Below are 25,953 nucleotides of genomic sequence, written 5' to 3' on the forward strand. Positions count from 1 at the left end.
ATAATTTTATAATATATTTAATTCTGTGTCAATAATTTATCTTGATAAAGTTATGGTTTTAGAATTATCCTTTTCCTATTACACATACTTTTACAAAAAAAGACTCTCAACAATTTGTTGAAAGTCCTTTTGTTAATTATTCATATTTTCCGTGACAATTTTTATATTTTTTTCCACTTCCACATGGACATGGATCATTTCTGCCAACTTTCTTTTCTTTTCTCACATAAGGTTTTTTCTTTCCATCATCTGGATTTACAGTTTCCACTTCTTTTGCAACTCTAACTCTCTTAACTTTTTCAGGGTTCGCTACATGGTAGAGCATCTTCACTGTGTCTTCTTTTATAGACTCATTCATAGTTTGAAACATGTCGAAACCTTCTTCAGCATATGCCCTTACTGGGTCAGTTTGTCCAACTGCACGAAGCCCAATTCCCTTTCTAAGTTGATCCATTGCGTCAATATGATCCATCCATTTTTGGTCAACATTTTGAAGTAGTGCAACTCTTTCAATTTCTCTAAATTTTTCTTCTCCAAAGTCTTCTTCTTTTTCTTTATATTTTTCATCAGCAAGTTCTTTTATGAAAGATTTTAAACTTTCTGCTGTTGGATTTTCAATTCCCTTTAAGAAATCTTCTTCAAAGTCAAAAGTACTAACTCCAAAATTTCTAATTGATTCAAAATCTAGATAATTTTTATTGTTGTCATCAAGTTTATTGTAAAAATCTATTGTATTGTCAATAACATCATTTCTCATTTCCATAATGTCATCTTTTAGGTTTTCACCTTCCAAAACTTTTCGTCTTTCAGCATAGATAACTTCTCTTTGTTTATTCATAACATCATCGTATTTTAAAACATTTTTACGAATACTAAAGTTATTGCCTTCAACTTTTCTTTGTGCAGATTCAATTAATCTAGTTAGAATTTTATGTTCAATTGGTTCATCTTCTTCCGGATCAAGCTTTAGCATTGTTTCTTTAAATCTATCTCCAGCAAAAAGTCTAATTAAATCATCATCTGCAGAAATATAGAATCTTGAAAAACCAGGATCTCCTTGACGTCCAGAACGTCCACGAAGTTGGTTGTCAATACGTCTTGACTCATGTCTTTCTGTACCAATTATTCTAAGTCCACCAGCTTTTTTAACTTCTTCTGCTTCTTTGTCAGTTTCTTCCTTGAATTTCTTCACAAGATTTTGATAATCTTCTCTTGCTTTTAAAATTTCTGAATCATCTGTGTTGAAATATGAATCTGCATATTCAAGCATTTCTTCTTCCATACCTTGCTTTTTAAGTTCTTTTTTAGCAAGATACTCTGGATTACCACCAAGTACAATGTCGGTACCACGACCAGCCATATTTGTTGCAATAGTAACTTGACCGAAACGACCAGCTTGTGCAACTATTTCAGACTCTTGTTCGTGTTTCTTAGCATTTAAGACATTGTGCTTTATGCCGGCACGTTTTAAATATTTAGAAAGTGCTTCTGACTTATCAATAGAAATTGTACCAACTAGAACTGGTTGTCCTTTTGCGTGTGCTTCTTCAATTTCTCTTGTAACTGCTTTAAATTTTGCATCCTCATTTATATAAATTTGATCATTATCATCATCCCTTATTACAGGCTTATTTGTAGGAATTTCAACAACGTCAATATTATAAATATCTCTAAATTCGCCTTCTTCTGTCATGGCAGTACCAGTCATCCCAGAAAGCTTTTTATACATTCTAAAATAATTTTGGAACGTAATTGTAGCAAGAGTTTTAGATTCTGCTCTTACTTCTAGACCTTCTTTAGCTTCTATTGCTTGGTGAAGACCTTCAGAATATCTTCTACCATACATTAAACGACCAGTAAATTCATCTACTATTATGATTTCGCCATCTTTTACAACATAATCTATATCATTTTTCATAGTTCCTGCAGCTTTAAGTGCTTGATTGATATGGTGAGAAAGTTCCATATTAGATGCATCTGATAAATTTTCTATTCCAAAATATTTCTCAGCCTTTTCGATACCTTTATCAGTAAGTGTTGCAGTTTTATCTTTTTCATTTATAACGTAATCAACAGTTTCTTCTTCAAATTCTCTATTAAATCTTTCAAGATCAATTTCATCTTGACTCTTAATTCTGTGTGACAAAGTATTTACAAAATCTCTTGCTCTTACATAAAGATCAACGGATTCATCGCCTTGACCAGAAATAATAAGTGGAGTTCTAGCTTCATCAATTAAAATTGAGTCAACTTCATCGACAATACAGAAATGAAGTCCCCTTTGAACCATTTCTTCTTTGTAGATAACCATATTATCTCTTAGATAGTCAAATCCAAATTCATTATTTGTACCGTAAGTAATATCGCAATTGTATGCAATTTTTCTGTCTTCTTGATCCATGTCGTGAATAATACAACCAACGCTTAATCCCAAAAATTCGTAGACCTTGCCCATCCAATCTCTATCACGACTAGCCAAATAATCATTTACTGTTACAATGTGCGTACCCTTTCCTTCAAGTGCATTTAAATATGCAGGAAGAGTTGCAACAAGCGTCTTACCTTCACCAGTTTTCATTTCAGCAATCCTGCCTTGGTGAAGAACAATGCCACCGATTACTTGCACTCTAAAGTGTTTCATTCCAAGAACTCTCCATGCAGCTTCTCTTACCACTGCAAAAGCTTCTGGAAGAATGTCATCAGTTGTTTCACCATTGTTAAGTCTATTTTTAAACTCTTCAGTCTTTGCTTTTAGCTCATTATCAGAAAGTTTTTCCATCTCACCTTCGAGATCCATAACTTTATTTACAAGGGGCTCGATTTTTTTTAATTCCCTATCGCTGTAGGTACCAAAAATCTTTTCCATTAAACCCATTTTACCACTCCTTTTACCTGACGTAATATTTTATCATTAAATGGCATTCTTTACAATAAAAATCAATTTTTTATGTTTCCCTATAAATTATATGTTTACTAATAATTAATGTCAATAAAATTAAGTTAAATACTTCTTTTAAATTAAATTTATACAATAATAGCAACTATACAAAATAAATTTTTTATTATAAAATGTATAAAAAGACGAGGAGGTTTATATGATATTAGTAGTTGACTTTGGCGGCCAATACAATCAGTTGATAGCAAGACGCATAAGAGATCTTAACATCTACTGTGAAGTAGTTCCTTACAACAAAGCCTTAAAAGAAATAGAAAACAGAAAAAATATAGAAGGAATAATATTTACAGGTGGTCCAAATTCTGTCTATGAAGAAAGTGCCCCTAAAATAGAAAGAGAAATCTTCGAAAAAAATATTCCAATCTTGGGACTTTGCTATGGAATGCAAATTATGGCACACATACTTGGTGGAGAAGTTGTAAACGCACCAAAGGAAAGAGAATTTGGAAAAACTAAAATAAAAACAGAAAAATCTGAAATATTTAAAAACTTATCGGATGAAGAAACTATTTGGATGAGTCATGTAGATAGAGTAGAAAAAGTACCAGAAGGATTTAAAATAATTGCCAAAAGTGAAAATTGCCCAGTAGCCGCAATGGAAAATGAAGACAAAAAACTATACGCATTGCAATTTCATCCAGAAGTAAATCATTCAGTTCATGGCAAAGAAATGTTAGAAAACTTTGCCGTAAATATTTGCGGTGCAAAAAAAGATTGGACAATGGAAAATTATGCAAAAAAATCTATTGCAGAGATAAAAGAAAAAGTTGGAGATGGAAAAGTTTTACTAGCTCTATCAGGTGGAGTTGACTCATCTGTCACAGCTTCACTTCTATCCAAAGCAGTTGGAAAAAACTTAACTTGCATCTTTGTAGACCATGGACTATTGCGAAAAAATGAAGGCGACGAAGTAGAAGAAGCCTTTAAAAATTCTGGAATGCACTTTATAAGAGTGGACGCAGAAAAGAGATTTTTAGAAAAATTATCTGGTGTAACAGATCCAGAAAAGAAAAGAAAAATAATTGGCGAAGAATTCATAAGAGTCTTTGAAGAAGAAGGTCAAAAAATAAAATCAGTGGACTTCTTAGCACAAGGAACAATTTATCCAGACGTAATCGAATCAGGTCTTGGCGATTCTGCAGTAATAAAAAGTCACCATAATGTAGGAGGACTTCCTGACTTTGTAGATTTTAAAGAAATAATCGAGCCACTTCGCATGCTATTTAAAGACGAAGTTCGTGAACTTGGACGTGAACTTGGCCTTGCAGATTATTTAGTAGATAGACAACCATTTCCAGGCCCAGGACTTGCAATAAGAGTTATTGGAGAAATCACAAAAGAAAAATTAGATACACTTCGTGACGCAGATAAAATTTTTAGAGACGAACTTGAAAAAGCAAAACTAGAAGACATCAATCAATACTTTGCAGTATTGACAAACAATAAATCAGTAGGAGTAATGGGCGACTTTAGAACTTATGACTACACATTGGCACTAAGAGCAGTGTCAACAACAGACTTTATGACAGCAGACTTTACAAGAATCCCTTGGGAAGTCTTGGACAAAGTTTCCAATAGAATAGTAAACGAAGTAGACCATATAAATAGAATAGTGTACGACATAACAAGTAAACCACCAGCAACTATTGAATGGGAATAAAAGATTATAACTTATAAATAGCTTAAATAAGCCAATCTAAAATCTAAGTGTAACAATATCGTAACAATAATAATTAAAGAGGTTGTTGCAAAAGTCCCCTATATAGAAAAAAGACGAGGAAACATAAAAATCCTCGTCTTTTTTGATACAATGTATTTATGAAAACAACTACAAATACATCACCATTAACTAACTATACACTAGTTAATGATACAATTCAACTAAGATTAAACTTTAATACAGAAATATATATCCAAGATGATGTTAAACTAAGGCTTGTAAAAAATATAATAGAGAGGATGAACTTATCAGAGCTAAAAAAAGTCTATTCATCATTTGGAAGAAAACCCAAAGTAAATCCAGTAACCATGCTAGAAATAATAATATACTGCTATTCAGAAGGAATATTTACATCAAGAGGAATAGAAAAAGCTTGTAAATATGATTTAAGAATTAAGTACTTACTCGATAAAGAACTACCACCAGACCATAGCACAATAAACAGATTTAGACAAAAAATTGTAGAACTAACACCAGATTTACTAAATCAAATAGTTCAAATACTGATAGAAGAAAATCAGATAGACCTATCAAGTATCTATATAGATGGAACAAAGATAGAAGTCTATGCCAACAGATATAGTTTTGTATGGCGAGGAAGTATAGAAAAGTGGCAAGAAAAATTAATAGAGAGGATAAAAGAAGAACTAGGATTAAGTAAAAGTCTAATTCCAGACCAAGTACTTCAAGCAGTAACAACAATCTTTAATCAATTGAGAAAATATTGCAAACAGAAAAAAATAAAATTTGTTTACGGAAAAGGAAAAAGAAAAACAAAAGAACAAAGGGACTATGAACTTTTAAAAGACTGGAAAGAAAAACTAGAAAGCTACAGGAAACATCTAGAAATAATGGGAGACTATAGAAATTCCTATTCAAAAACAGACCATGATGCAACCTTCATGAGAATGAAAGAAGACCACATGAAAAACGGCCAACTAAAACCAGCCTACAATATCCAATTAGCAAGTGCATCAGGCTTCATCATAGGAGAAAACATATCCCATCATCCAAGTGACATGTACACACTAAAACCATTCTTAAAAGACCTTTTAGAAAAATATCCAAATAAACTAAACAGGATAGTCGCAGATGCAGGATACGAAAGCGAAGAAAACTATGTATTCTTAGCAGAAAATAATTTAACATCCTATATAAAACCATCAAACTATGAAAAGTCGAAAACAAGAAAATACAAAAAAGAACAAGAATTTAGGAAAAGCTTAAAATACGATGAAAGACAAGACAAATACATATCACAAGAGGGCAAAGAATTCATAAGATGTAATGACAGATACAGAAAAAGAAAAAGTGGATACGTAACAACAACAAAAGTCTACAGATGTTTCGATTGGAACAAAGAAGGACAAAAAAGCAAGGGAATCTACATAGCAGAAACATTTCAAAAATATAGAGAAGAAACCTTAAAAAACATAATATTCGACCAAGGAATAGAAGAAAGATTAAATAGATCGATTCAAGCCGAAGGAGCATTTTCCAAAATAAAGTCAGGCTTAAACTATAACAGATTCCACCACAGAGGAAAAGAAAACATAATAAGTGAAATATGTCTATTATCAATAGCACTAAACTTAAATACTTGATAAAAAAATGATGTTACAGAGTAGAATCATCTATTCTATAACATCACCTTATTTTATCTGTCATCTCTTTAATTATGGTAAGTCAATAAAGAATTTCCCTAAAGATACGAAAAATATTAATACTATAAATACATATTATGAAGTTTATAAATACCGTAAAATCCTGAAGTTAATTCTCTAATAAATATCAATATGTCTTAGTATCTTTTAAATTTTTAAATAATCTTCCAGTTCTATAGACAGGTTTAACAGACTCTAATTTACAATTCAAAAATCTCATCTGCCACTTCATTTAAAAATTCTATATCATGGGAAACAATAAAAATTATTTTATCTTTAATTCTATATTTTTTAATCAGTTCAGATATTTTTATCATATTAGCATAATCCATGCCGCTAGTGGGCTCATCATAGTAAACAAAAGTAGAGTCTTTACACATTATGGAGGCTATTGCAAGTCTTTGCTTTTGTCCTCCTGACAAACTCATTGGATGCCTTTCTCTAAATTCGTCTAAGCCTAAATCTTTTAAAATGATTTTTGCCTTTTCTTCATCAAAATTCTTTACTCCTATACTAAGCTCTTTGAATTCTTCATCTGTGAATAATTGATGATTTACGTCTTGCATAACAAGTGAAGATTTTTTCAGCCTTTCTTTCTTGGATAGTTTTTCTCCTTTAAAATAAATTTCTTCTTTTGATTTTTTCTCAAGACCTATTAAGCATCTCAAAAGCGTTGACTTTCCTCGTCCATTGGATCCTATTATGCCATAAATTTTTCCAAGCTTAAATGAGATGTCTTTTATACTTAAACACTCATCATCAGTAAATTTGTAGCTAAGATTTTTTATCTGATATTCTCCACCGTCTTTTAAATAAGGAACTTCTAATTTGCTTAATTCTTTATCCCTTAAACTTAAAGCGTTCAATTCATTTTTATCAAACTTTAAAAATTCACTTCTTGTATAAGTTTTTTTAAGTTTGCCTTTATCTATCAAAAATACACGATCAACTATGTCCATCAAATAATAAATTCTATGCTCTGCTACAATTATGCTTATGCCTTTTTCTTTTAGTATTTTAAGCATTTGTGTCAAAACACTTATGCTTTTAATATCCAAATTTGATGAAGGTTCATCCATAACTATTATCTTTGTGCCTGCTATATAAGAAGCGGCAATGCAAAGTATTTGTTTCTCACCGCCGGATAGATTAAATATATCTCTGTTCAAAAGATTTTTTATCGGGAATATCTCAAGCATATCCTTCAAACGCCTGTCCATCTCTTCTCTTGCAAGACCAATATTTTCCAAATAAAATAATAATTCTAACGTAGTATTAACATTAAAGAAATATGTCTTAGGATTTTGAAAAACAGTTGAGACAAGCATTGAGATTTGATAAAGTTCCAAATCTTTTATATTTTTGCCATCAATAACTATTTCGCCCTTTGTCTTTGCATTATCATACCTTACAGCTAGTCCATTGATAGAGTTTATTAAAGATGACTTACCACTTCCACTTTTTCCTGTAAATAGCACGCACTCTCCCTCAGTTAAGGATAGTGATATACCATCTAATATATGTTCTTCGCCATAATTAAGGCTTAAATTTTTAACTTCTACCATATTAAGCCTCCCACAATAAGTCCAGCAACAGCTAAAACATAAACAAAATCAATTAACTGTACTTTTACACGGATATATCTAGTCTTAGCAATTGGATTTTCTATTGCTTTTGTTTCTGCCGCTTTTGCAATGTCATCTGCAATATTAGAAGATATAATTAGCAGTGGCACTGAAACATATTCAAGATATTCGATTGGTTTTTTAAAATTTATCCCTCTTACTCTCATAGCCATTTTGATGTTTTTCTTCTCTTCTTTAAATGATGGAAAAAATCTAAACATAACCGCAATAGGTATGGATACATTCTTTGAGATCTTAAGCTTATCCATTGACGAAATTATTGTACCTACATCAGAGGTCTTTATCATAAAGCTAGCAGCCATAAATGGTAAAATAAACATTCTAATTACAATAGGTATACTCAAAAACATCTTAACTATAGGGTTTAATTCAGATAACACCATAAAATTAGGCAAGGAGTAAAGTATCCCACATAAAATAATCCATTTGAAAAGTGTTTTTTTGTATCTATTCAAATAAAACAAAATTGAAAAAATACAAATTATTGCCAATTCAAAACGGATATTTATGCTATGCATAACAGTTAATCCCGTAAAGAATACAACTAATATCTTACTGATGGGATTTGGATTAAAGGGAGCATTTGAAGAAAAGGTAGGCATTATACAATGCCTGCTTTTTCAAAGTGTTTCTTCAATAGAGCCTTGCCTATATATGCTCCAATTATTCCTCCTAAGAAAGCACCTAAGGCTACTAAAGCCATGTGAGGATAAGTTATCAACTTTTCTAATACATCAACATAATCTTTTCCCATCATTGTCATAGACATTTCCATATATTTTTCTTTTGCTAAAAGCATTTGCATTAAAGAGCTACAAATCCATGTGCTAAATACTGCATAAGCTAACATGTTATATTTAAAGGAATTATAATTTCCAATCTTTCTAATCAACTCAGCTATTATCATTACTATCAATGAAATCACCAGCACTACATAAGTATGTCCCATAGCAAACATCACAAGCGGTGATATCATACCGAATATAAATAACGCCCATGGTTTTTGAACCTTAGTCATAAATAACATAACTACAGTTCCTGCAACTATGGCTAATACTGTCGGGTATATTAAAAACAATATCGGAATCATGCCCATCATGCCAATTCCAAACATCAAGGCGAAATATATTACAGTAAAAACACCAATGCTTACTAAATCTTTTACTTTTAATTTTTTATTATCCATTTTAACCTACTAATAAATAAATTCTTCTGCTATTTTTGTTTTTCTTTTTATTTTATTTTTAATCATTTACATTCATATTTGAAAGAGCCTTTGCTTGCATTGCTAAACCTACCATTATCATAGTAAAATCTACAACTGGTTCTGTCCACCAAACAGCCCCTGCTCCAAATACTCTTGGTAATATAAGTAAGGCTGGAGCAAGTAGTATTAGCTGTCTTAACATTACAATCATTCCAGCTTTTTTTCCATCCCCTATCGCTTGGAAAAAAGTTATTGTCATAATCATAATTCCATAAAGAATAAATACTGAATAGAACATTCTGAAATTATTAACTCCGCTTGAAATTATATCCTGACTTACTTTAAATAAACCAAGTAACTGTTTTGAAAATACTTGTGCTGGTAACCAAAAAATTGCTGCAAGTACTGTTCCTCCTATAGAAAATATCTTCATAGTTTCCTTTACTCTATCGTATTGTTTTGCTCCAAAGTTTGTACCAATAATCGGCTGTAACCCCTGACTCATTCCCCAAATTGGTATAAATGAAAATCCATAAAATCTCAAAGTTGCTGACATTAATATTGCATTTGAATCTCCTCCGTATTTAAAAGCTTGTCTATAAAGCAATGTTTGCTGAACCATGAAAAATACTTGCATAATCATAGCTGATACTCCTACTCCAAACATTTCCTTTGATATATCTTTTTCTTTTTTTATTTTCCCTATTTTTACATTTTCACTTTTATTTTTAAAATAATAAAGAGTAATAATAGCTTGAATTATTTGTGCTGTTACAGTTGCTATAGCTGCTCCCTCAATGGCATAATCACCCATTAATTTCATTAGTATTGGATCAAGAGCTATATTGATAAAGGCACCAAGTCCCATAATAGTCATTGCTCTTTTCATAAGACCTTCACCACGCATTACCATATTAGCTGACTGGGTAAAGTTTACAAATATTGAACCTATAAATATTACTCTTAAATATCTTATTCCTAATGCCTTTATTTCTCCTGTTGCTCCAACTAAATCTAAAAAATATGGTCCTAGAAGTATTCCTCCTATTGTTATAATCGTTGAAAAAAAGATAACCCAATAGATAAGATTTCCCATAAGTTTGTCTATAGTATCATTATCACCTTTTCCCATGGCTCTTGATAAAATGGATGCCGAACCTATCCCTATAAGCGTTGCAATCCCATTATTAAAAAATGTAAGTGGCATAGCTATTGAGCAAGCCGCCATAGCATTCTCACCAATTATTTGTCCAGCAAATATTCCATCCATAAGTGGATATAGGCCTATAACTACCATCCCAATTACTGCTGGTATAGATAATTGAAACATTAAAGACAATGGCTTCTTGGTATATCTTCATAAATTCTTGTTCACCCATCATTGCCCCTAAAATTAAGCCACCAATTATTGTAAGAGCAAGCAAGGTTATGCCAACTCTTATACTTACTATAAAGCCTAGTACAAGGACAAGTATAGGTGTAACTATTGCCTGAGAGCTATCTGGAATCATGTGAGCTACAACCTGATGAGTTTGTGCGGCGTTGTCATCTATTATCTTTCTTATTTGACCAGATGGATTCAAGTCAAAGAACCTAAAACTAGCTTTCTCTAAACCATCGATCCCTCTTTTCCTCAAATTTGTTTCAAGCCTAAATCCCAAGATGTGTGAAAACATTCCTGAAACAAAATAAAATACCGCTCCAATTGTTAGTGTAATAACAGATTTTAATGCTAATCTCTCTGCACCAGATAAATTTGAATTAATTATTAACTTATCTAGAAATTTGTAGATTATATAATATCCATATACCGTAAGCACAGCAGATATAGCAGAAAAAACTATAGCTAAAACCCCAAGATATTTTTTATCCTCTACATAAGCAAATAGTTTTTTGTAAATCTTCATAATCATATCTCCTTTCTTTGATATCCCTTTTAGATATAAATTTCCTTATTTGATAATAAGTATCATTGCTTTCATATTATATATCGGTTATAATTGCTAATACAATAGTTTTGAATTAATAAGGCTAATTGGAATATTGTCTAAAAGGGATAGGTGTATTATGTCATATTATGATTTTGTAAAAGAATATATGAAAGTGGATGAATGTAAAAACAATAAGAAGTATTCAAGTGCAGGGCACACTTTTTGTTGGAGTAAAGATGATTCAACTTATGCAGAAGGGCTTTATTGGTTCTATGAAGAAGATGGATTTATTATTGATGTCCATGATTTTTATATCAGAGAAGAAGTAATTCAAAATAGCACTTATAGCATGGCAGATTATGTTTCAATTTATTCAAGTTACATTGTCAGCGCAAATGGAGAAAAATTTAATCCATATCAAAATCTTACCGCAAACTCTTTATGTACTTTTGACTTTGACAATATAAAAGACGATTTTGTTTTTTTATTACACGAGAATTGTTGTTATCTTGCTGTTTCCATTGGTTTTAAAAAAGAGCTAATAGAAAAACATTTAGCATCTATTAACATTAATCCGGAATCATTTTATTCATCTTTACTTCAACCGAATCAAATAATTCTTACAAAATCCTTAGAAAAAGTGGCAATGGAAATATTAAATTGTAAGATGGACCCTCCTGCCGCTGATTTTTTCTTTAAAGCCAAAGCAAATGAATGGGTAAGTATTGTAATCAATACCTACTTAAATAGGAAAAAATATAAAATTGAATCTGATGATAATAAAGCACTTGAAGATGTGGCAAGATTCTTAGATGATCATTTCGCCATGAATGTAAATCAAGAAACCCTTGAAAAAATATCTAAAATGAGCGGAACAAAATTAAAAAATTTGTTTAAAGAAAAATATGGTCAAAGCATTACAGAATACACCCAAAGAAAAAGAATGAATGTAGCTGAAACTCTTCTCTTAAATACCGAACTACCTATAAAGGAAATATCCGAATCTGTTGGATACACATCCCATAGCAAATTTTCCATTTATTACAAAAGATATAAAGGAAAACTTCCTAGTGAGGTTCGTAGTTTAGCTTGCAAACATCACAATTTAAAATGCGATTATTGTAATTGAAGTAATTTTTACAAGCCATGTTTTTATATGAGTTTAGGTGGATATGCATATATAGTCTGAATAAATTTGATTTGAAAAATCGGCAAAAAATAAAGGCAGTCCTAAGACTGCCGATATTTATCTCTCTGTTGCTTTGCTATGTTCTTTCTTATTTGACTTAACTTTGTCATCTGTCTTAAAGCTTTTTATTTGCCCTAATATGGACTTTTTATCCTTGTCTTTACTCTCTACTTGTTCTTTTGCTTTTAAGAGCTTAGAAGACAAAAAGAGATATTATATTAAAACAATATTTCTCCGGTACTGGGACTGGGACGGGACTAAAAATCTGAAAACGTCCTATAATTAGGTGGATTTAGTGATATTATAAAAAATAGAATCTAGTATTTTGAATGGTTTTGGATATATTGTACGTTTGGAAAAGAAGAATGGGAATAAAATTAATATAAGCTTGCAAGACCTTAGTTAATACTAGGGTCTTTTTTTTGAAAACAACAAATAAAAAAATCGCTTTGCGAAAATATAAAGTTTTAAATTATAAAAAATTTTTTTGAAATCTTAGATATCTAAGAGATTTTAAAATATGATATGATTATTATTAGATGGATATTAATTTTCGAAAAATAAGTACAAGAAAGTTTATTAAAAATTTTAAGATTATTTTTTTTAGATAAGGTTTAAAAAGAAAAGTAAATATAAAATTTTAAAAAGAAAGAGCTATTAAAGGATATTGCTTAATTTTTATAACAAAATTAAATCTAAAAGAACATAAAAAAGTTGTGTCCTGGAACTTAAGTTTTAAAATCTTCTGGAGTATGTGAGGTAATTATGGCAAAGATACAATCGATTGAACCTAATATTGCTGACTTAGTAAATGGTTGGCTAAGAGATTATGGATTAGATTATAAACTAGAGCAAGAAAGTTTAAATGACGAAATAGACAAGGCATTAAATGAATATGCTTCTAAAAGTGGTGGAGCTGGTGGAAATAGACCCGATGCTAAATTATTATTACAAGATGAAGCCTTAAACTATTACCCTATTTTAATTGAATATAAGGGATATAAGGACAAATTAGTTAAACTAAATAAAGATGGAAATGTAGATAACATAACTACTAAAAATACACCAAACTATAAAAATATTAATTCATATGCAGTTAATGGAGCTATTCATTATGCGAACGCAATTCTACACTACACTTCATATACTAACATAATTGCTATTGGTGTTACTGGTTTTAAGAAAATAGATGGATCAATAGAACATTCTATAGGGGTATATTATGTATCCAAAGATAATTTGGGTATAGGTCAAAAAGTTGATGATTACACAGATTTATCTTTCCTTTATAAAGATAACTTTAACGATTTTATAAAAAAAATTAATGAACTTTCTTTATCTAATGATGAGTTAGATAAATTAAGAGAAAAAAGAGAAAAAGAAATTGAGACTTCTCTTACAAAGCTTAACACTGATATCTATAAAGAAGAAAAAGGATTAAGTGAAAATGATAGAGTTTACTTAGTTTCTGCATCTATTATGGCAACTTTAGGCATACCTGGAAAAGTTAGGCCGCTGGAAAAATCAGATCTTCAATCTTCTACTGAAGATGGTAATACAGATGGTGAAATTATTGTAAGAAAAATAGAGGCCTTCCTTAAAAATAAAAATTTACCAGAGAAAAAACAAAATCTCATTGTAAGAACCCTAAAAAATACCTTGTTATCAGAAAATATAAATAAACCCTATAATGGAGAAAGTCAATTAAAGAGAATTTTTTGTAAAATTGTAGATGACTTAGGAATTTATTATAAAATTGGGTTAACGACTGATTTTACGGGAAAGTTATTCAATGAAATGTATTCTTGGCTTGGTTTTAGCCAAGATAAGTTAAATGACGTTGTTCTTACTCCGGCATATGTTGCACATCTACTTGTTAAACTTGCGAGAGTTGATAAAGATTCTTATGTGTGGGATTTTGCAACAGGGTCAGCAGGTCTATTAGTTGCGGCAATGAATGAAATGATGATTGATGCTAAAGAGAAAATCAAATCACCGTTGGAATTAGAGAAAAAAATCGCTAAGATTAAAGCAGAACAATTATTAGGAATAGAGCTCTTACCTAATATTTATATGCTAGCAATACTGAATATGATTCTTATGGGCGATGGTTCATCTAATATTATAAATCAAGATTCTCTTATAGATTTTGATGGTAGATATGGTTTTGACAAGACTGATGAAGAATTCCCTGCTACAGCTTTTGTTTTAAATCCACCATATTCAGCTGATGGTTGTGGAATGATTTTTGTAGAAAAAGCCTTGTCTATGATGAATAAGGGTTATGCTGCGATTATTATTCAGAATTCAGCAGGTAGTGGAAAGGCAAAAGAATATAATAAAAAAATATTGGAAAATAATACGCTACTAGCAAGTATAAGGATGCCAATAGATTTGTTCATAGGTAAATCAAGTGTTCAAACTAATATATATGTATTTAGAGTTGGAGAAGCTCATCAAAAAGATGAAATTGTTAAATTTATAGATTTTGCTAATGATGGTTATACAAGAAGTGATAGAAAAAAATCATCAAACAATTTAAAAGATACAGACAGAGCAAAAGAAAGATATCAAGAAGTCGTAGATCTTGTGAGATTTGGTAAGAGTAAATTAAATATATTTACTGAAAAAGAATACTACGAAGGAAACATTGACCCAGAAAATGGATCGGATTGGAATCAGTCAGCACCTATTGATAAAAGACCGACCCTTAATGATTTCAAAAGAACAGTAGCAGACTTTTTAGCTTGGGAAGTATCAGCTATTATGAAAAATGAAAGTGAGGACAAGTATTTAAAAAAATAGATGCCCTACTCAATGAAAAACTCCAAAATATTGAGTGGGGCGAATATAGGATTGGAGATTTGTTTGATGGTGAATCTGGAGACTTCGATATACAAAAAGATCATATTAACGACTTGGGAGAGTATGTAATAACTGCTGGTTTAACTAATAATGGAGTATTAGGGAAATCTGACGTTAATGCAAAAATTATTGATAGAAATACTATTACAGTTGATATGTTTGGTTATTCTTTCTTTAGACAGTTTAAATATAAAATTGTAACGCACGCTCGAGTATTTGCACTCATCCCTAAGTTTGAAATTAGTAGGAATATAGGGGTTTCAATCACAAGTGCTCTTAGTTATTTACCTAGTTTATTTGGTTATCAAAATATGTGTTCTTGGAACAAAATAAAAGATTTGAAAATAAAACTCCCAAGCAAAAACGGGAAAATAGATTATGATTTTATGGAATCTTTTGTCGCCAAGCTAGAAGCTCAGCGTGTCGCCGAGCTAGAATCTTATCTAAATGTTACAGGATTAAAAGATTATAAACTAAATGATGAAGAAATAAATGCAATTTATAATTTAGAGAAAGTTGAGTGGCATGAATTTAAAATGGGAGATTTATTTGAAAGAATAAAAACAAAAAAATTACCATATAAAGCAAAAGAACTTCCTAAAGAGCCTAAAGATAATTATATACTTCCTCTTTTGACTTCAAGTTTTATGAACCAAGGTCTAAATTATTATGCACCTGAAACAAATGCTACTGTGCTAAAAAATGTAATTTCTATACCTTCTAATAGCGATGTATATAGGTCATATTACCAATCAAGGGAGTTTTCTGTACTATCAGATGCTTACGCTATTGAATGGAAAAATAAAGAAATAGAATTAAGCCCTAATGGTTATTTATTTGCAGTATCTTGCATTAATAAAGTTACTGACCTACCAATATATTCATATAAAAACAAATTAGGTGGATGGAATGTAGTTAAGAATAAATATGTTAAACTTCCTGTAGACTCAAATGGAGAAATTGATTTTAACTATATGGAAAATTTAACACAAGCCATTAAAAAGTTGGTAATAAAAGATGTTGTAATTTATTCGGATAAAAAATCTAAAGTTATAAAAGATGTAATAAGATATACGGAATAATATATTAGAGAGATATTATAAAGGGAGTTAGTTTATGAAAGCTGTAGACTTGCATATTCATACTGTTAAATCAATTAGTGATAGTCAATTTACATTTTCGATGGAATCTTTAATTAGATATGTCGATTCAATGAAATTAGATATAATCGGAATTACAAATCATAATTTATTTGATATTGAGCAATTCAAAGAAATTTGTAATGAATTAGATATTAAAGTTCTTCCAGGAATAGAGATTAATTTTGAAGGTGGACATTTACTACTATTAAGTGAGGATGAAGAATTAGAAGATTTTTCAAGAAAATGTAAAAAGGTTGAAAAAAGAATTGAAAGTTCAAGCGATTATATTTATAAGGATGAATTAGTGGAAATATTTGGAGATTTAGAAAAATACTTATTGATTCCGCATAATCCTAAAAAGCCAAAAGTACCTATTCAAATTATCAAAGAAATGGATAAATATATAGATGCAATAGAAGTATCTAGTATAAAAGATTTTTTAAGGGAATATAAGACCAATGATAATTTTGTCCCAGTTTGGTTTAGTGATATTAGAATTAGCACTGATCTGGATATAAAAAAGAGAGGAAGAATTTATTTAGATATAGATAATGATTCTCTTAACTCAATCAAATTAGCTTTTTCAGATAGAAATAAAGTTAAGTTAACTATTGATGAGTCTAATTCTCTATTTCCGATAAATAATGAATCCTTTCAAGTTTCAACAGGTTTAAATGTATTGTTAGGGGCTAGATCAAGTGGAAAATCTTATTTTTTAAATAAAGTTGAAAGCAGTAATGAAAATGTAAAGTATATTAGACAATTTTCTTTATTAGATAAACAAAATTTGGATAATAAAGAATTCGATGTTCGCTTAAGCAATGAAAATAGCATTCAAGGAGAAAATAGGTTTTTAGATTTTAAAAACTTAATCGAAGAAATATCGAATATTGATTTTAAAAAAATAAAGAAGAATATAGATGAGTATGTAGAGTCTTTATTGAAATTTGCAAATGAAGAAGAAAGAAGAGATGTTTTTTCAAAATCAAAACTCTATACACAGAATTTATATTCCAGAAAAGAAATTAAATCACTAGATAAATTGATTAATAGCGTTGAAAATTTAATTATAAATATAGAGTACAAAGATATAATCGAAAGTCACCTAAATATAATTGATCTTAAAAACCTAGTAATAGAGCTATCTAAATTAGCAAAAAGCATATGTAGAGAAAATATAATAAGACAAAAAGCAAACGAAATAATTGAAGATGTTAAGCCGAAGTTAGAAGTTAAAACCATATCTAATAGAATCGTAGATGTAGGTTTAAAAGAGTATTTAATTTCACAAAGCAAAATAGAAAAATTTAATGATATTTGTGAATTGGTAAAGAAAGAACGAACAATTGAATTAGATAAAATTGGGAAGTTTACATTAATAATGAAAACAGGATATTATAAAAATGTTAGCGAAATAAAAGAACATGCAAAAACTAGTGTTGCTTTAGCTGATATATTTAAGTCTTCATATAAAGATGGTTACAAGTATCTACAAAATTTAAGTGAAGCAAATATTCCAAAAGTTGATTATTGGAAATATTATGTTAATGTAAAGTTTGATATAGTTAATGAATTTAAATTATCAGCATCAGGTGGAGAAAGAACAGAATATAATTTACTTAATGAAATAAAATCAGCTAACGATTATGATATTCTTCTTATTGATGAGCCAGAATCTTCTTTTGATAATATCTTCTTAAATTTAGAAGTTAATAATATGGTAAAAGATATTTCGAAAAAAATGCCGGTTATTTTAGCTACTCATAATAATACAACAGGGTTGTCAATAAAGCCAGATTATATATTGTATACTAAGAGAGAATCGACTAATGAAGATATCAAGTTCAAAATATATAGTGGTAACATAGCTTCAAAAACTTTAACATGTTTTGATAATGATGATGATACTATTGAAACTTATAAAATCTTAATGGATTCACTAGAAGCAGGTGAAGAGGCATATAAGGAAAGAGAGAGCACATATGAATTACACAAAAATTGAAAATAGCAATGTATACTTTAGATTGAGCAGTTCAGATAACTGGAAATTAATTTCGGACATAACAGGTGATGATTTAATAAAACTTATAGAAAAATGTATAGATGAGGATGATTTTGAGTTAGAAGAGTTTGATGATACGCTTATTAAAAATGAAGCTCACAAGATAATTTATAAAAGCATTTATCAGAAGATAAATGATATATATCGAGAAAGAGATAATATAATTGATGAAAATACTCAAAGATACAACGATATAATAGAAAAATACAGTAAATAAGATAAGTATTATTAGAAGTTCTCCGGTACTGGGACTGGGACGGGACTAAAAATCTGAAAACGTCCTATAATTAGGTGGAATTAGTGGTACTCTAAAAAATAGAATCTCGTATTTTGAATGGTTTGGTATATATCGTACGTTTGAAAAAGAAGAATGGGAATAAAAGAAAATGTAGTAAAATTAGCTTGATTAAGCCAATCTAAAATCTAAGTGTAACAATAATCAAAGCACCTTTTAAATTGAGAAACTGTGAATAGCTTGTATATGAACAATCCTCTTGATAATATAGATTCTATAATAAATAGTGTCGGTGGGGAATCATTAGCACTATTTTTGTATGGATATGTATAAAAACCAACTTTCCCATCATCAAAGCAAGTTTTTATGTTAAAGTTTAAACTTAATTACAAAGTTAAACGATTTAAGGTAAGCTTATTTTGATAAATTAATGGATTGTTCATACCTTAATTTTATCGAAACAAAAAAAACGGCTTTCGCCATATTCGAGCCGTTTTTTTGTTTTATTCTATTTTGCAACAGTACCGTAATTTTTATAATTTACTTTACTTCATACTATATACAACTTGTGAAATTTGTGCTCTTGTTAATTTCTCTTTTGGATTAAAGTTTCCATCATCCATTCCCTTTATCAAACCAAGTCTAACCATTTCTTTTACAGAGTCTTTTGCCCAATCTGAAATGTCTTTTTCATCTTTAAAGGAAATATTAATATTTTCTTCTTTGTTATTTAATTTATTAACCTTGTTAAATCTTGATAAAAAGGCACACATTTCTTCTCTAGTAAGTTCTTTGTCTGGTTTAAAGGTATTGTCGCCAAATCCACTTGCTATTTTATTCTTATAAGCCCAATCTATATAAGCTGCATAATATTTATTTTCATCTACATCACTAAATACTTTGTCTTTGTATTTATTTGTGTCTACATTTGCAACTCTTCCAAGTATCGTTACAAATTCTGCCCTAGTTAGATTTCTATCTGGCATAAAATTATTTAATTCTGCAATATTCTTGAAATAATCTTTATTTACTACATAATTAATAGCATCCTTTGCCCAGTGATTTTCTATATTACTTGAATTTGTATCATAAGATGAGAATAAACTTTTAGATTTATCATTTTTGTAAGTCCTTGTATCAACTTTTGTGCTTTTCTTGTGACTTCTACCTGTTTCTTTATTATTCTTTTCATCTTTATTTTTCTTATCAAAAGAATTTTCTTTGGTATCATTAGTATCACTTTCTGTTGACTTTTTATTGTCTAAAGGATTTTCGTCATTTGCTAGTTTTTTATTATCCTTTGGTTTTTCTTCATCTGATGGCCTTTTATTATCTCTTGGATTTTCTTCATTAGATGAATTTTGATCATCTTTTTCTTTTTTGCCACTTACGTCTTTCCAAAGAGCTGTTACAGTTATATCTGAATCAACTTTTATTTTATCTCCTGCATTCTTCTTATCTCTATCGCCTGAAACTATCCAAGCATCAAATATTTTATTCTCTGGTGCATCAAAAGTATTTCGTGGCAATTCTATTTCTTCATTTTCATCTGCAACAATATCTGGGATTTTTCCACTTCCTCCATTTGATTCAAATTTTATAGTATATTTGTTCTGACTAATTTCTTCAAAAACTGGGTCAATTTCAATATCTTCTTGTGCTATAAAAACATGACCTGGCTTTTGTGTAACTCCTCTTACATTCCATCCTGTGAATTTTTTATGACTATCATTTTGTCCAGTAAATTCTGGAAGTACAAAATCCTCTCCCTGTTTTACAAGTTCTTCTTTTCCATTTACTTTTATTTTTACATTTTTATTTTCTACTTCTGAAATTTCATCTGTATCTAAATCTATGTTATAAATTTTTACACTTGTATTTCTTGCATAGTCAGAAGCACTTACTTTTATTTCAACTTTTCCATCTCTTGCATAATTTTCAAGACTTCTATTAAAATCAAATTCTTTACCATTTACATAAATTTTACTTTTTTCTATGCGACCTAGTTTATCTTCATCTCTTTTATCAGAAATATTCAAATAAATTTTTCCTTCTTTATAATTTAATAGAAAGTCATTTTCACCAATCGCATCTTTAGACAACTTAATTTCTGGTTTTACACTGTCCATATAAATTCTATATTGTGAAAGAATTCCATTTTGTGGACTATTTAGCTTATAGTCTTTTGCAGACCAATCCATTACATCATTATCTCTTACATCTAATTTAACTTCAAAATCCTTTGAGTTATCAGATTTTAAATCTCCATAAATTAAATATTGGTCAACCATTGATTCATTTATTCTAAGGTGCCAATTAAATCCACCCTTATCGCCAATCCTTCCTCTCAAAACATATGGACTTTTTCTAACATAAAGCTCACCATTTTCTCCATCACTGTAAGGATTAAATGTATCTGGATCCATATCTAATTTAACTCCATCTCTATCGATGTAAAGACACTTGCCCATTTCCTCAACTAAATTTTCTTCTTTAAATTCTTCACTTCCATCTAATTTATAAATTTCATATCTAATTACATTAAAACCATCTAGACCTTTTATATTTGCATAAACAATTTTTGTGTCTTCGTCATTATTTTTAAAATCTTCAGTGTAATTGGAATCTAAACCAGTCTTGCCAGGATTTCTAGAAATAACTCTAACTCCATAGCCCTTTTCTATTCTAAGTTCGTCCTTTACTCTGTAAAAAATATTTCCATTCTCATCCCTTTCTTCTTTTAATTCTCCACCAAGTTCTGCTTCGCCAAGTTCAATAATACTTTTTTGTGAAGTTAAAAGTTTAGGCTTTTGCTTTTTTTCTACACTTTCATTTATTTCTTTTGGCATTCTTAAAAAAATACTCTTGCTTGTTTTGCCACTGTCTACTACAAATAATTCGATATCTCCTTTGTAGTCAATTCCTTTATTATTGTCTACATCATCCTTATTTCCCCACAAGTTAAATTTAAAACTGTGATTTTCTTCATCATAAGAATAAGGAACTTTTTTCAATTCTTCTCTTTTATTTGTCTTTGACATTCTAGTAGATCTAAAGTAAATTTTTGCATCAGGAGATACATTTCTAACTTCTCCTTCTACATCAAAGCCACCTTTTGAATCTGGGACAATCTTTCCAATATATCCCATGCTCTCTAATGAACTTACATCACTATCTTCAAATTCCATTAAAGATCCATCAGAATATTTAGAAGGAATTCCATATTCATCTACTGATTTAATATCTCCATAGTCATAATCTGTGCTTTCTTCTCCTGTAAATTCATTTGTAACTTTTATTTCCCTTGGTTTTATAATTCTTTTTGTATCTTCTTCAGAAAGTTCTTTTATATAAGAACTATCTTTATTTACACTTATTTCAGGATTTCCATAATTATTGTGAGTTTTGTCTTCTTTATTATTTTCAGAGCTATCTTTTTTATCTTCTTCTTTTATTTCTACATTTTTAAGTTTAGATGCATCAATTTCTCCAAGCTTTTCATCTTCTTTGCCTTCTAAGAAATAAGCTAACTTTCCATCTTTTACTTCGTTGTCAAATTTTATCCTGTAAAGATTTGTAAAGTTTGAGGCTCCATCAAGTGCTGCAATTTCTAAAGTTTTACCGAGAAGATTTTTATTTGCTCCAAGAATTTTATAGACAGAATTTCCATCGCTATCCATTTCAAAGCTTCCATACTTGTCCACTTTTCCCGTATTTATTACTTTTAAATTTTCTTCTATATCTCCATACTCATCTACAAAAGCTGCACCTGCAAACCAAATTTTATTATTTTCTTCTTTAAATTCATTTGGATTTTTTTCTTGATCTCTTGCAAATAAAGTTTTTCCTGGATCATTTTGAACATGATAAGTGTCTTTTACTTTCAAAATAATTTCGTCAGGATTTTCTGCATTTACGCTGACAATTTGTGGAGGAGTTCTGTCAATTTTCACAGGAATATATGAAACTTGATATGGATATTTTGGAGAAAGTCTGTACTGGAATTTATAATAATATTGACCCTCTGCTATGGCATCAAATTTTCCCTCAACATAATTTGGATCAGTTTCGTCTTCTGCGTGAGGATTATAAATTAATCCATCCCATCTCAAATCTCCATCTACTTTTAATTTTGAACTTTTAATTCCCTTTGCATCACTTCTCTTTGAATTTAAAATTCCCTTTATAAAATGATCCACTGTAATAACTTTAAGGTCTTTTTGATTTTTTTCATCCATTGTATTTACAATAGAAATTTTGCAGTCAGATGCTGATCTTAAAATTAGTGGACTTGGAGTAAGTCCTCTGTCAATTTCATTGTTTGAAATAATTTTACTATCACCTGTGGAACTCATTGTAAAATCTTGCGAATTATTAAAAGCAAATAATTCAGGATCTTGGTCTAGAGTTTTATTTTCAGTTTCTCTATTTTGAATTACACCAGCAGGTTTAAATAAATCTATTCCATGTTCTCCACCACGACCTCTATTTAATGTTCCTGGGATTTTTGGATTTCCTTCATCATCATAGCCCACGATTCCCTTGGATCTTGAACCTTCTTCCCAAGCCCATTTATCTACAATTGGTTCTTTATTCCAATCTCCAGCAAAACCCATTACTGGCATTGAAAGTGATGGCTGAGGATTTACTTTGTCCGTTCCTTCTTCTTTTGATTCAAATTTTATAAAAGACTCGACGAACTGATCTTTATTTTTTGCTTCGCCAAGATTTAACGTTGCTCCCAAATCAAAGGATCCCCTTGCAGGAATTGTAATCTCATCTTGTGCAAAAGTTAAACTTGCTCCTGCAACTTCTTTAGGATGAATTTCTGCAACTTCTTTTTTTCCATCTTCACTTTTTTCGTCTTTATATTGTTCGTCCAATTTTTTCTTTGTTATTTCACCATCAGTTGTAACCTTTGATGCACTCACCTTTACAGTTATATCTTTGTCTGAAGGATTATCTATATTAATTGTAAAATCTTTTTTATCTGATTTAATTTCTTTTAGAGAAACAGCACCATAAGAATTCATTTCTCCTTTTGAATCTTCCACTTTATATGAAACAATTAAATTATTCTTTAAAGCTTTTTCAACATTTATAAGTCCTGAACCTTGTTGCCTTGGAGATGCAAATAAATAATTTCCATTTCCATCATCAGTTGTTGGATCAATCATTGGAGTTGATGTATTTTGTAGCATTATCTTTGTAAGTGAAGTAATATCAATTCCTCTAGACTTTATAACTGGTTCTTCTACAAGTTCTTTTACTCTTGGTCTTATTAAAACTGTAGATGCAGAAACAACTGGTGTTGCCATAGAGGTTCCCGACATATATTGATAATTGTCCACTCCATTTATTTTATTTAAAGTTGAATAAATATTTTTACCAGGAGCTGAAACATCTGGCTTTAACATTAAATCAATCCTAGGTCCCCACGAAGTTGAACCAGCAGGTACATTAGTATCTTTCCACGCAATTTTATGGTCTAAAAACTTTAGACTAAGTTCTCTTTCATCTCCAACTTTTGGCTTCTTGGAATTATATTTTTCCATGTCAATTCTATAATCTGCATCTTTTCCCCTAAAATCTTCCTTGTCATCAGGAGTTCTACTGCAAATCATATCCCAAATTAACTTTCCGTCCATTCCTGAAACAGAAAATACTGGCACTTTTGTATTTTCATCTTCTTCATAGCCCATTGCAGGGATATTTTCCCAATCATCTCTATTGTAATAAGATACAGTATTTACTACTATTACGCCCTTTGCACCCTTGTCAAAAACTTTTTTGAAAGAATATTTTAACTCCTTAGTGTAAATTCTATCCATTACAACAATTTTATCTTTTAAATCTTTTCCAGAGATATCATCATCTTGACACTGCCCCAAATAGATAAAATTATATTTACCTTGAGGAAAATTATTTTTATCAAAGAAAGCTCCAATTTGCGAATATCTAAAATCTCTTCCACCAATATTTACACCTTCATAATTGATTTTTGTATTTCTAGACGAAGCAACAGCTATTGCATCTTCATGAGCAGCAGTTCTAGTAACATTTCCTGTATCCGTCATCTTTAAAGAATTATTTGCAAATCTATCCCATGAAGAACTAGAAGATGAAGTTGCATAATTTCCTGTTGCAACACAAATAGGAATACCTGCTTTTCTAAGTGCTCTAATTCCATACCAATATTTTTCTCCAACTAAACCAGTTCCAGTAAATCCAGATGAAACAGAAATTACATCAACATCGTGTTTGATACAGTCTTCAAAGGCGTGAAACATAGTTTCATCCCCAGCAAAACCATCGCTTGCATCAGAGTACATCTTATAAGAAAAAAGTTGTGCATTGGGTGCAATACCTCGTATTCCTTTATGTGCTTCTATGTCTTCTTTAGTATCATTAGCAGCTAAAATTCCTGCAATATGCATACCATGTGGATCATAATAATCTGAACCATCATCATATTTTTCTGTTGTTATCTTCCCGCCATTTAAGTAATTAAAAGAATGAGGAACTTTATCAGATAGCCAAAATTCTTTATCAGAACCCTTTAAATCTTCTTTCTTTATCTTTAAAGATCCTTTTGCATCATCATCAATACGCATAGCTTTGTGAGTAGCATCCATCCCTGTATCTATGTTTGCAATAACCATTCCACGCCCGTCATAATTCTTTCCAAGATTTGCATTTATAGCGTTTAAACTTTTAAGATATTCACTTGCACTATCTACTCCAACAAGTTTTCTTGCATTTTCCATAAGTGGAACTAATTTTCCAGCTCTCTCGACTTCCTTTACTCCCTTGATATTTTTTAAATTATCAAGTTCTTCAGGATAAGTTTCAACAGACACTGCTTTAAACAAAATATCATACTCATACAAAACTTTTAAATCCTTAATTTGTTTTAGTTTCTGTATAACCTCTTCCTTATTAGCATTATCATAAAACTCTACAAAATAAACTACTTTTTCTCTTTTAACCTTTAAACTAGGTTCTTCATTTTCAAAATCTTCAAGTATTTTACTTTTCTTTAAGTTCATTTCCTTTTGATTTCTAACAATTTTTTCAGTTTCACTTAAAGAATCTCTGCCTAGATTGCTTTCAGCAAAAACTCCATTAAATGAACTCATAACAAAAATCATCGACAAACTAAGAGAAGAAAATTTTCTTAAATTTTTACCCATACTACCTCCAAACAATTTTTATTTGATGATAATAATTATCATCATTTTCTTTAACTATTTGAGTTTAGCATTTAAAAATTATTTTTTCAATATACTTTCTTCTATGAATTTTTTTCTTTTTTTGTAAAGCTTAAAATTAAAAA

The 25,953-nt window shown here is 30.0% G+C and carries 13 protein-coding genes and 1 pseudogene; 7 read left to right on the top strand and 7 right to left on the bottom strand.

The genetic code is table 11. The annotated features are described in order from the left end of the window. Nucleotides 1–136 precede the first annotated feature (136 nt). Nucleotides 137–2,875 carry a preprotein translocase subunit SecA gene (secA, locus tag BQ5450_RS03215; RefSeq protein WP_010245651.1) on the bottom strand — a complete coding sequence of 913 codons (2,739 nt, stop codon included), beginning with the start codon at nucleotides 2,873–2,875 and terminating at the stop codon, nucleotides 137–139. Between the two features lie 220 nt (nucleotides 2,876–3,095). Between secA and guaA the strand changes: the two genes are divergently transcribed. Both guaA and BQ5450_RS03225 read left to right on the top strand, forming a co-directional pair. Continuing rightward, nucleotides 3,096–4,616, top strand: a complete 1,521-nt coding sequence (gene guaA, locus BQ5450_RS03220; protein WP_010245654.1) for a glutamine-hydrolyzing GMP synthase — start codon at nucleotides 3,096–3,098, stop codon at nucleotides 4,614–4,616. Between the two features lie 158 nt (nucleotides 4,617–4,774). Then, nucleotides 4,775–6,280 carry an IS1182 family transposase gene (locus tag BQ5450_RS03225; RefSeq protein ID WP_071125965.1) on the top strand — a complete coding sequence of 502 codons (1,506 nt, stop codon included), beginning with the start codon at nucleotides 4,775–4,777 and terminating at the stop codon, nucleotides 6,278–6,280. Nucleotides 6,281–6,540: 260 nt separating this feature from the next. On the opposite strand, the gene BQ5450_RS03230 is transcribed toward BQ5450_RS03225, so the two are convergent. The 5 genes and pseudogenes from BQ5450_RS03230 to BQ5450_RS03250 form a co-directional block, all read right to left on the bottom strand. Beyond that, on the bottom strand, nucleotides 6,541–7,905 hold the full coding sequence (locus BQ5450_RS03230) for an ABC transporter ATP-binding protein (protein ID WP_071125966.1): 1,365 nt from the start codon (nucleotides 7,903–7,905) through the stop codon (nucleotides 6,541–6,543). Then, nucleotides 7,899–8,588, bottom strand: a complete 690-nt coding sequence (locus BQ5450_RS03235; protein WP_071125967.1) for an energy-coupling factor transporter transmembrane component T family protein — start codon at nucleotides 8,586–8,588, stop codon at nucleotides 7,899–7,901. Before BQ5450_RS03235 ends, BQ5450_RS03230 begins: the two co-directional genes overlap by 7 nt. Next, nucleotides 8,588–9,172 carry an MptD family putative ECF transporter S component gene (locus BQ5450_RS03240; RefSeq protein WP_071125968.1) on the bottom strand — a complete coding sequence of 195 codons (585 nt, stop codon included), beginning with the start codon at nucleotides 9,170–9,172 and terminating at the stop codon, nucleotides 8,588–8,590. Before BQ5450_RS03240 ends, BQ5450_RS03235 begins: the two co-directional genes overlap by 1 nt. A gap of 58 nt (nucleotides 9,173–9,230) precedes the next feature. Continuing rightward, nucleotides 9,231–10,523 carry an MATE family efflux transporter gene (locus BQ5450_RS03245; protein ID WP_108720823.1) on the bottom strand — a complete coding sequence of 431 codons (1,293 nt, stop codon included), beginning with the start codon at nucleotides 10,521–10,523 and terminating at the stop codon, nucleotides 9,231–9,233. Between the two features lie 7 nt (nucleotides 10,524–10,530). Further along, nucleotides 10,531–11,100, bottom strand: a pseudogene (locus tag BQ5450_RS03250) (ABC transporter transmembrane domain-containing protein); the annotation flags it as partial. A gap of 160 nt (nucleotides 11,101–11,260) precedes the next feature. Here BQ5450_RS03250 and BQ5450_RS03255 point away from each other — a divergent pair. The 5 genes from BQ5450_RS03255 to BQ5450_RS03275 all read left to right on the top strand — a co-directional run bounded on the left by BQ5450_RS03255 (nucleotide 11,261) and on the right by BQ5450_RS03275 (nucleotide 18,599). Then, nucleotides 11,261–12,253, top strand: coding sequence for a helix-turn-helix domain-containing protein (locus BQ5450_RS03255; protein ID WP_071125970.1), 993 nt, complete (start codon nucleotides 11,261–11,263; stop codon nucleotides 12,251–12,253). A gap of 825 nt (nucleotides 12,254–13,078) precedes the next feature. Further along, nucleotides 13,079–15,118: an HsdM family class I SAM-dependent methyltransferase gene (locus BQ5450_RS03260; protein WP_071125971.1), complete on the top strand. Its 2,040-nt coding sequence runs from the start codon at nucleotides 13,079–13,081 to the stop codon at nucleotides 15,116–15,118. 29 nt (nucleotides 15,119–15,147) lie between these two features. Next, the gene (locus BQ5450_RS03265; RefSeq protein ID WP_083379706.1) at nucleotides 15,148–16,260 is read left to right on the top strand and encodes a restriction endonuclease subunit S; all 1,113 of its coding nucleotides are present in this window, start codon (nucleotides 15,148–15,150) and stop codon (nucleotides 16,258–16,260) included. Nucleotides 16,261–16,294: 34 nt separating this feature from the next. After that, nucleotides 16,295–18,322 carry a PHP domain-containing protein gene (locus BQ5450_RS03270; protein WP_071125973.1) on the top strand — a complete coding sequence of 676 codons (2,028 nt, stop codon included), beginning with the start codon at nucleotides 16,295–16,297 and terminating at the stop codon, nucleotides 18,320–18,322. Beyond that, complete coding sequence (locus BQ5450_RS03275) at nucleotides 18,303–18,599, top strand: hypothetical protein (protein WP_071125974.1); 297 nt, start codon at nucleotides 18,303–18,305, stop codon at nucleotides 18,597–18,599. Before BQ5450_RS03270 ends, BQ5450_RS03275 begins: the two co-directional genes overlap by 20 nt. A 563-nt stretch (nucleotides 18,600–19,162) precedes the next feature. Here BQ5450_RS03275 and BQ5450_RS03280 read toward each other — a convergent pair. Beyond that, entirely contained in the window at nucleotides 19,163–25,810 is a 6,648-nt protein-coding gene (locus BQ5450_RS03280; protein ID WP_071125975.1) for a S8 family serine peptidase, read from the bottom strand. Nucleotides 25,811–25,953 lie beyond the last annotated feature (143 nt).

The sequence above is a fragment of the Peptoniphilus lacydonensis genome, assembly GCF_900106515.1.
GTDB classification, from domain to species: Bacteria; Bacillota; Clostridia; order Tissierellales; family Peptoniphilaceae; genus Peptoniphilus_A; species Peptoniphilus_A lacydonensis.

What these genes read in the sequence shown, in the direction of transcription:
- secA (WP_010245651.1), bottom strand. Translation starts at nt 2,875, where the DNA reads ATGGGTTTAATGGAAAAGATTTTTGGTACCTACAGCGATAGGGAATTA.
- guaA (WP_010245654.1), top strand. Translation starts at nt 3,096, where the DNA reads ATGATATTAGTAGTTGACTTTGGCGGCCAATACAATCAGTTGATAGCA.
- BQ5450_RS03225 (WP_071125965.1), top strand. Translation starts at nt 4,775, where the DNA reads ATGAAAACAACTACAAATACATCACCATTAACTAACTATACACTAGTT.
- BQ5450_RS03230 (WP_071125966.1), bottom strand. Translation starts at nt 7,905, where the DNA reads ATGGTAGAAGTTAAAAATTTAAGCCTTAATTATGGCGAAGAACATATA.
- BQ5450_RS03235 (WP_071125967.1), bottom strand. Translation starts at nt 8,588, where the DNA reads ATGCCTACCTTTTCTTCAAATGCTCCCTTTAATCCAAATCCCATCAGT.
- BQ5450_RS03240 (WP_071125968.1), bottom strand. Translation starts at nt 9,172, where the DNA reads ATGGATAATAAAAAATTAAAAGTAAAAGATTTAGTAAGCATTGGTGTT.
- BQ5450_RS03245 (WP_108720823.1), bottom strand. Translation starts at nt 10,523, where the DNA reads ATGTTTCAATTATCTATACCAGCAGTAATTGGGATGGTAGTTATAGGC.
- BQ5450_RS03255 (WP_071125970.1), top strand. Translation starts at nt 11,261, where the DNA reads ATGTCATATTATGATTTTGTAAAAGAATATATGAAAGTGGATGAATGT.
- BQ5450_RS03260 (WP_071125971.1), top strand. Translation starts at nt 13,079, where the DNA reads ATGGCAAAGATACAATCGATTGAACCTAATATTGCTGACTTAGTAAAT.
- BQ5450_RS03270 (WP_071125973.1), top strand. Translation starts at nt 16,295, where the DNA reads ATGAAAGCTGTAGACTTGCATATTCATACTGTTAAATCAATTAGTGAT.
- BQ5450_RS03275 (WP_071125974.1), top strand. Translation starts at nt 18,303, where the DNA reads ATGAATTACACAAAAATTGAAAATAGCAATGTATACTTTAGATTGAGC.
- BQ5450_RS03280 (WP_071125975.1), bottom strand. Translation starts at nt 25,810, where the DNA reads ATGGGTAAAAATTTAAGAAAATTTTCTTCTCTTAGTTTGTCGATGATT.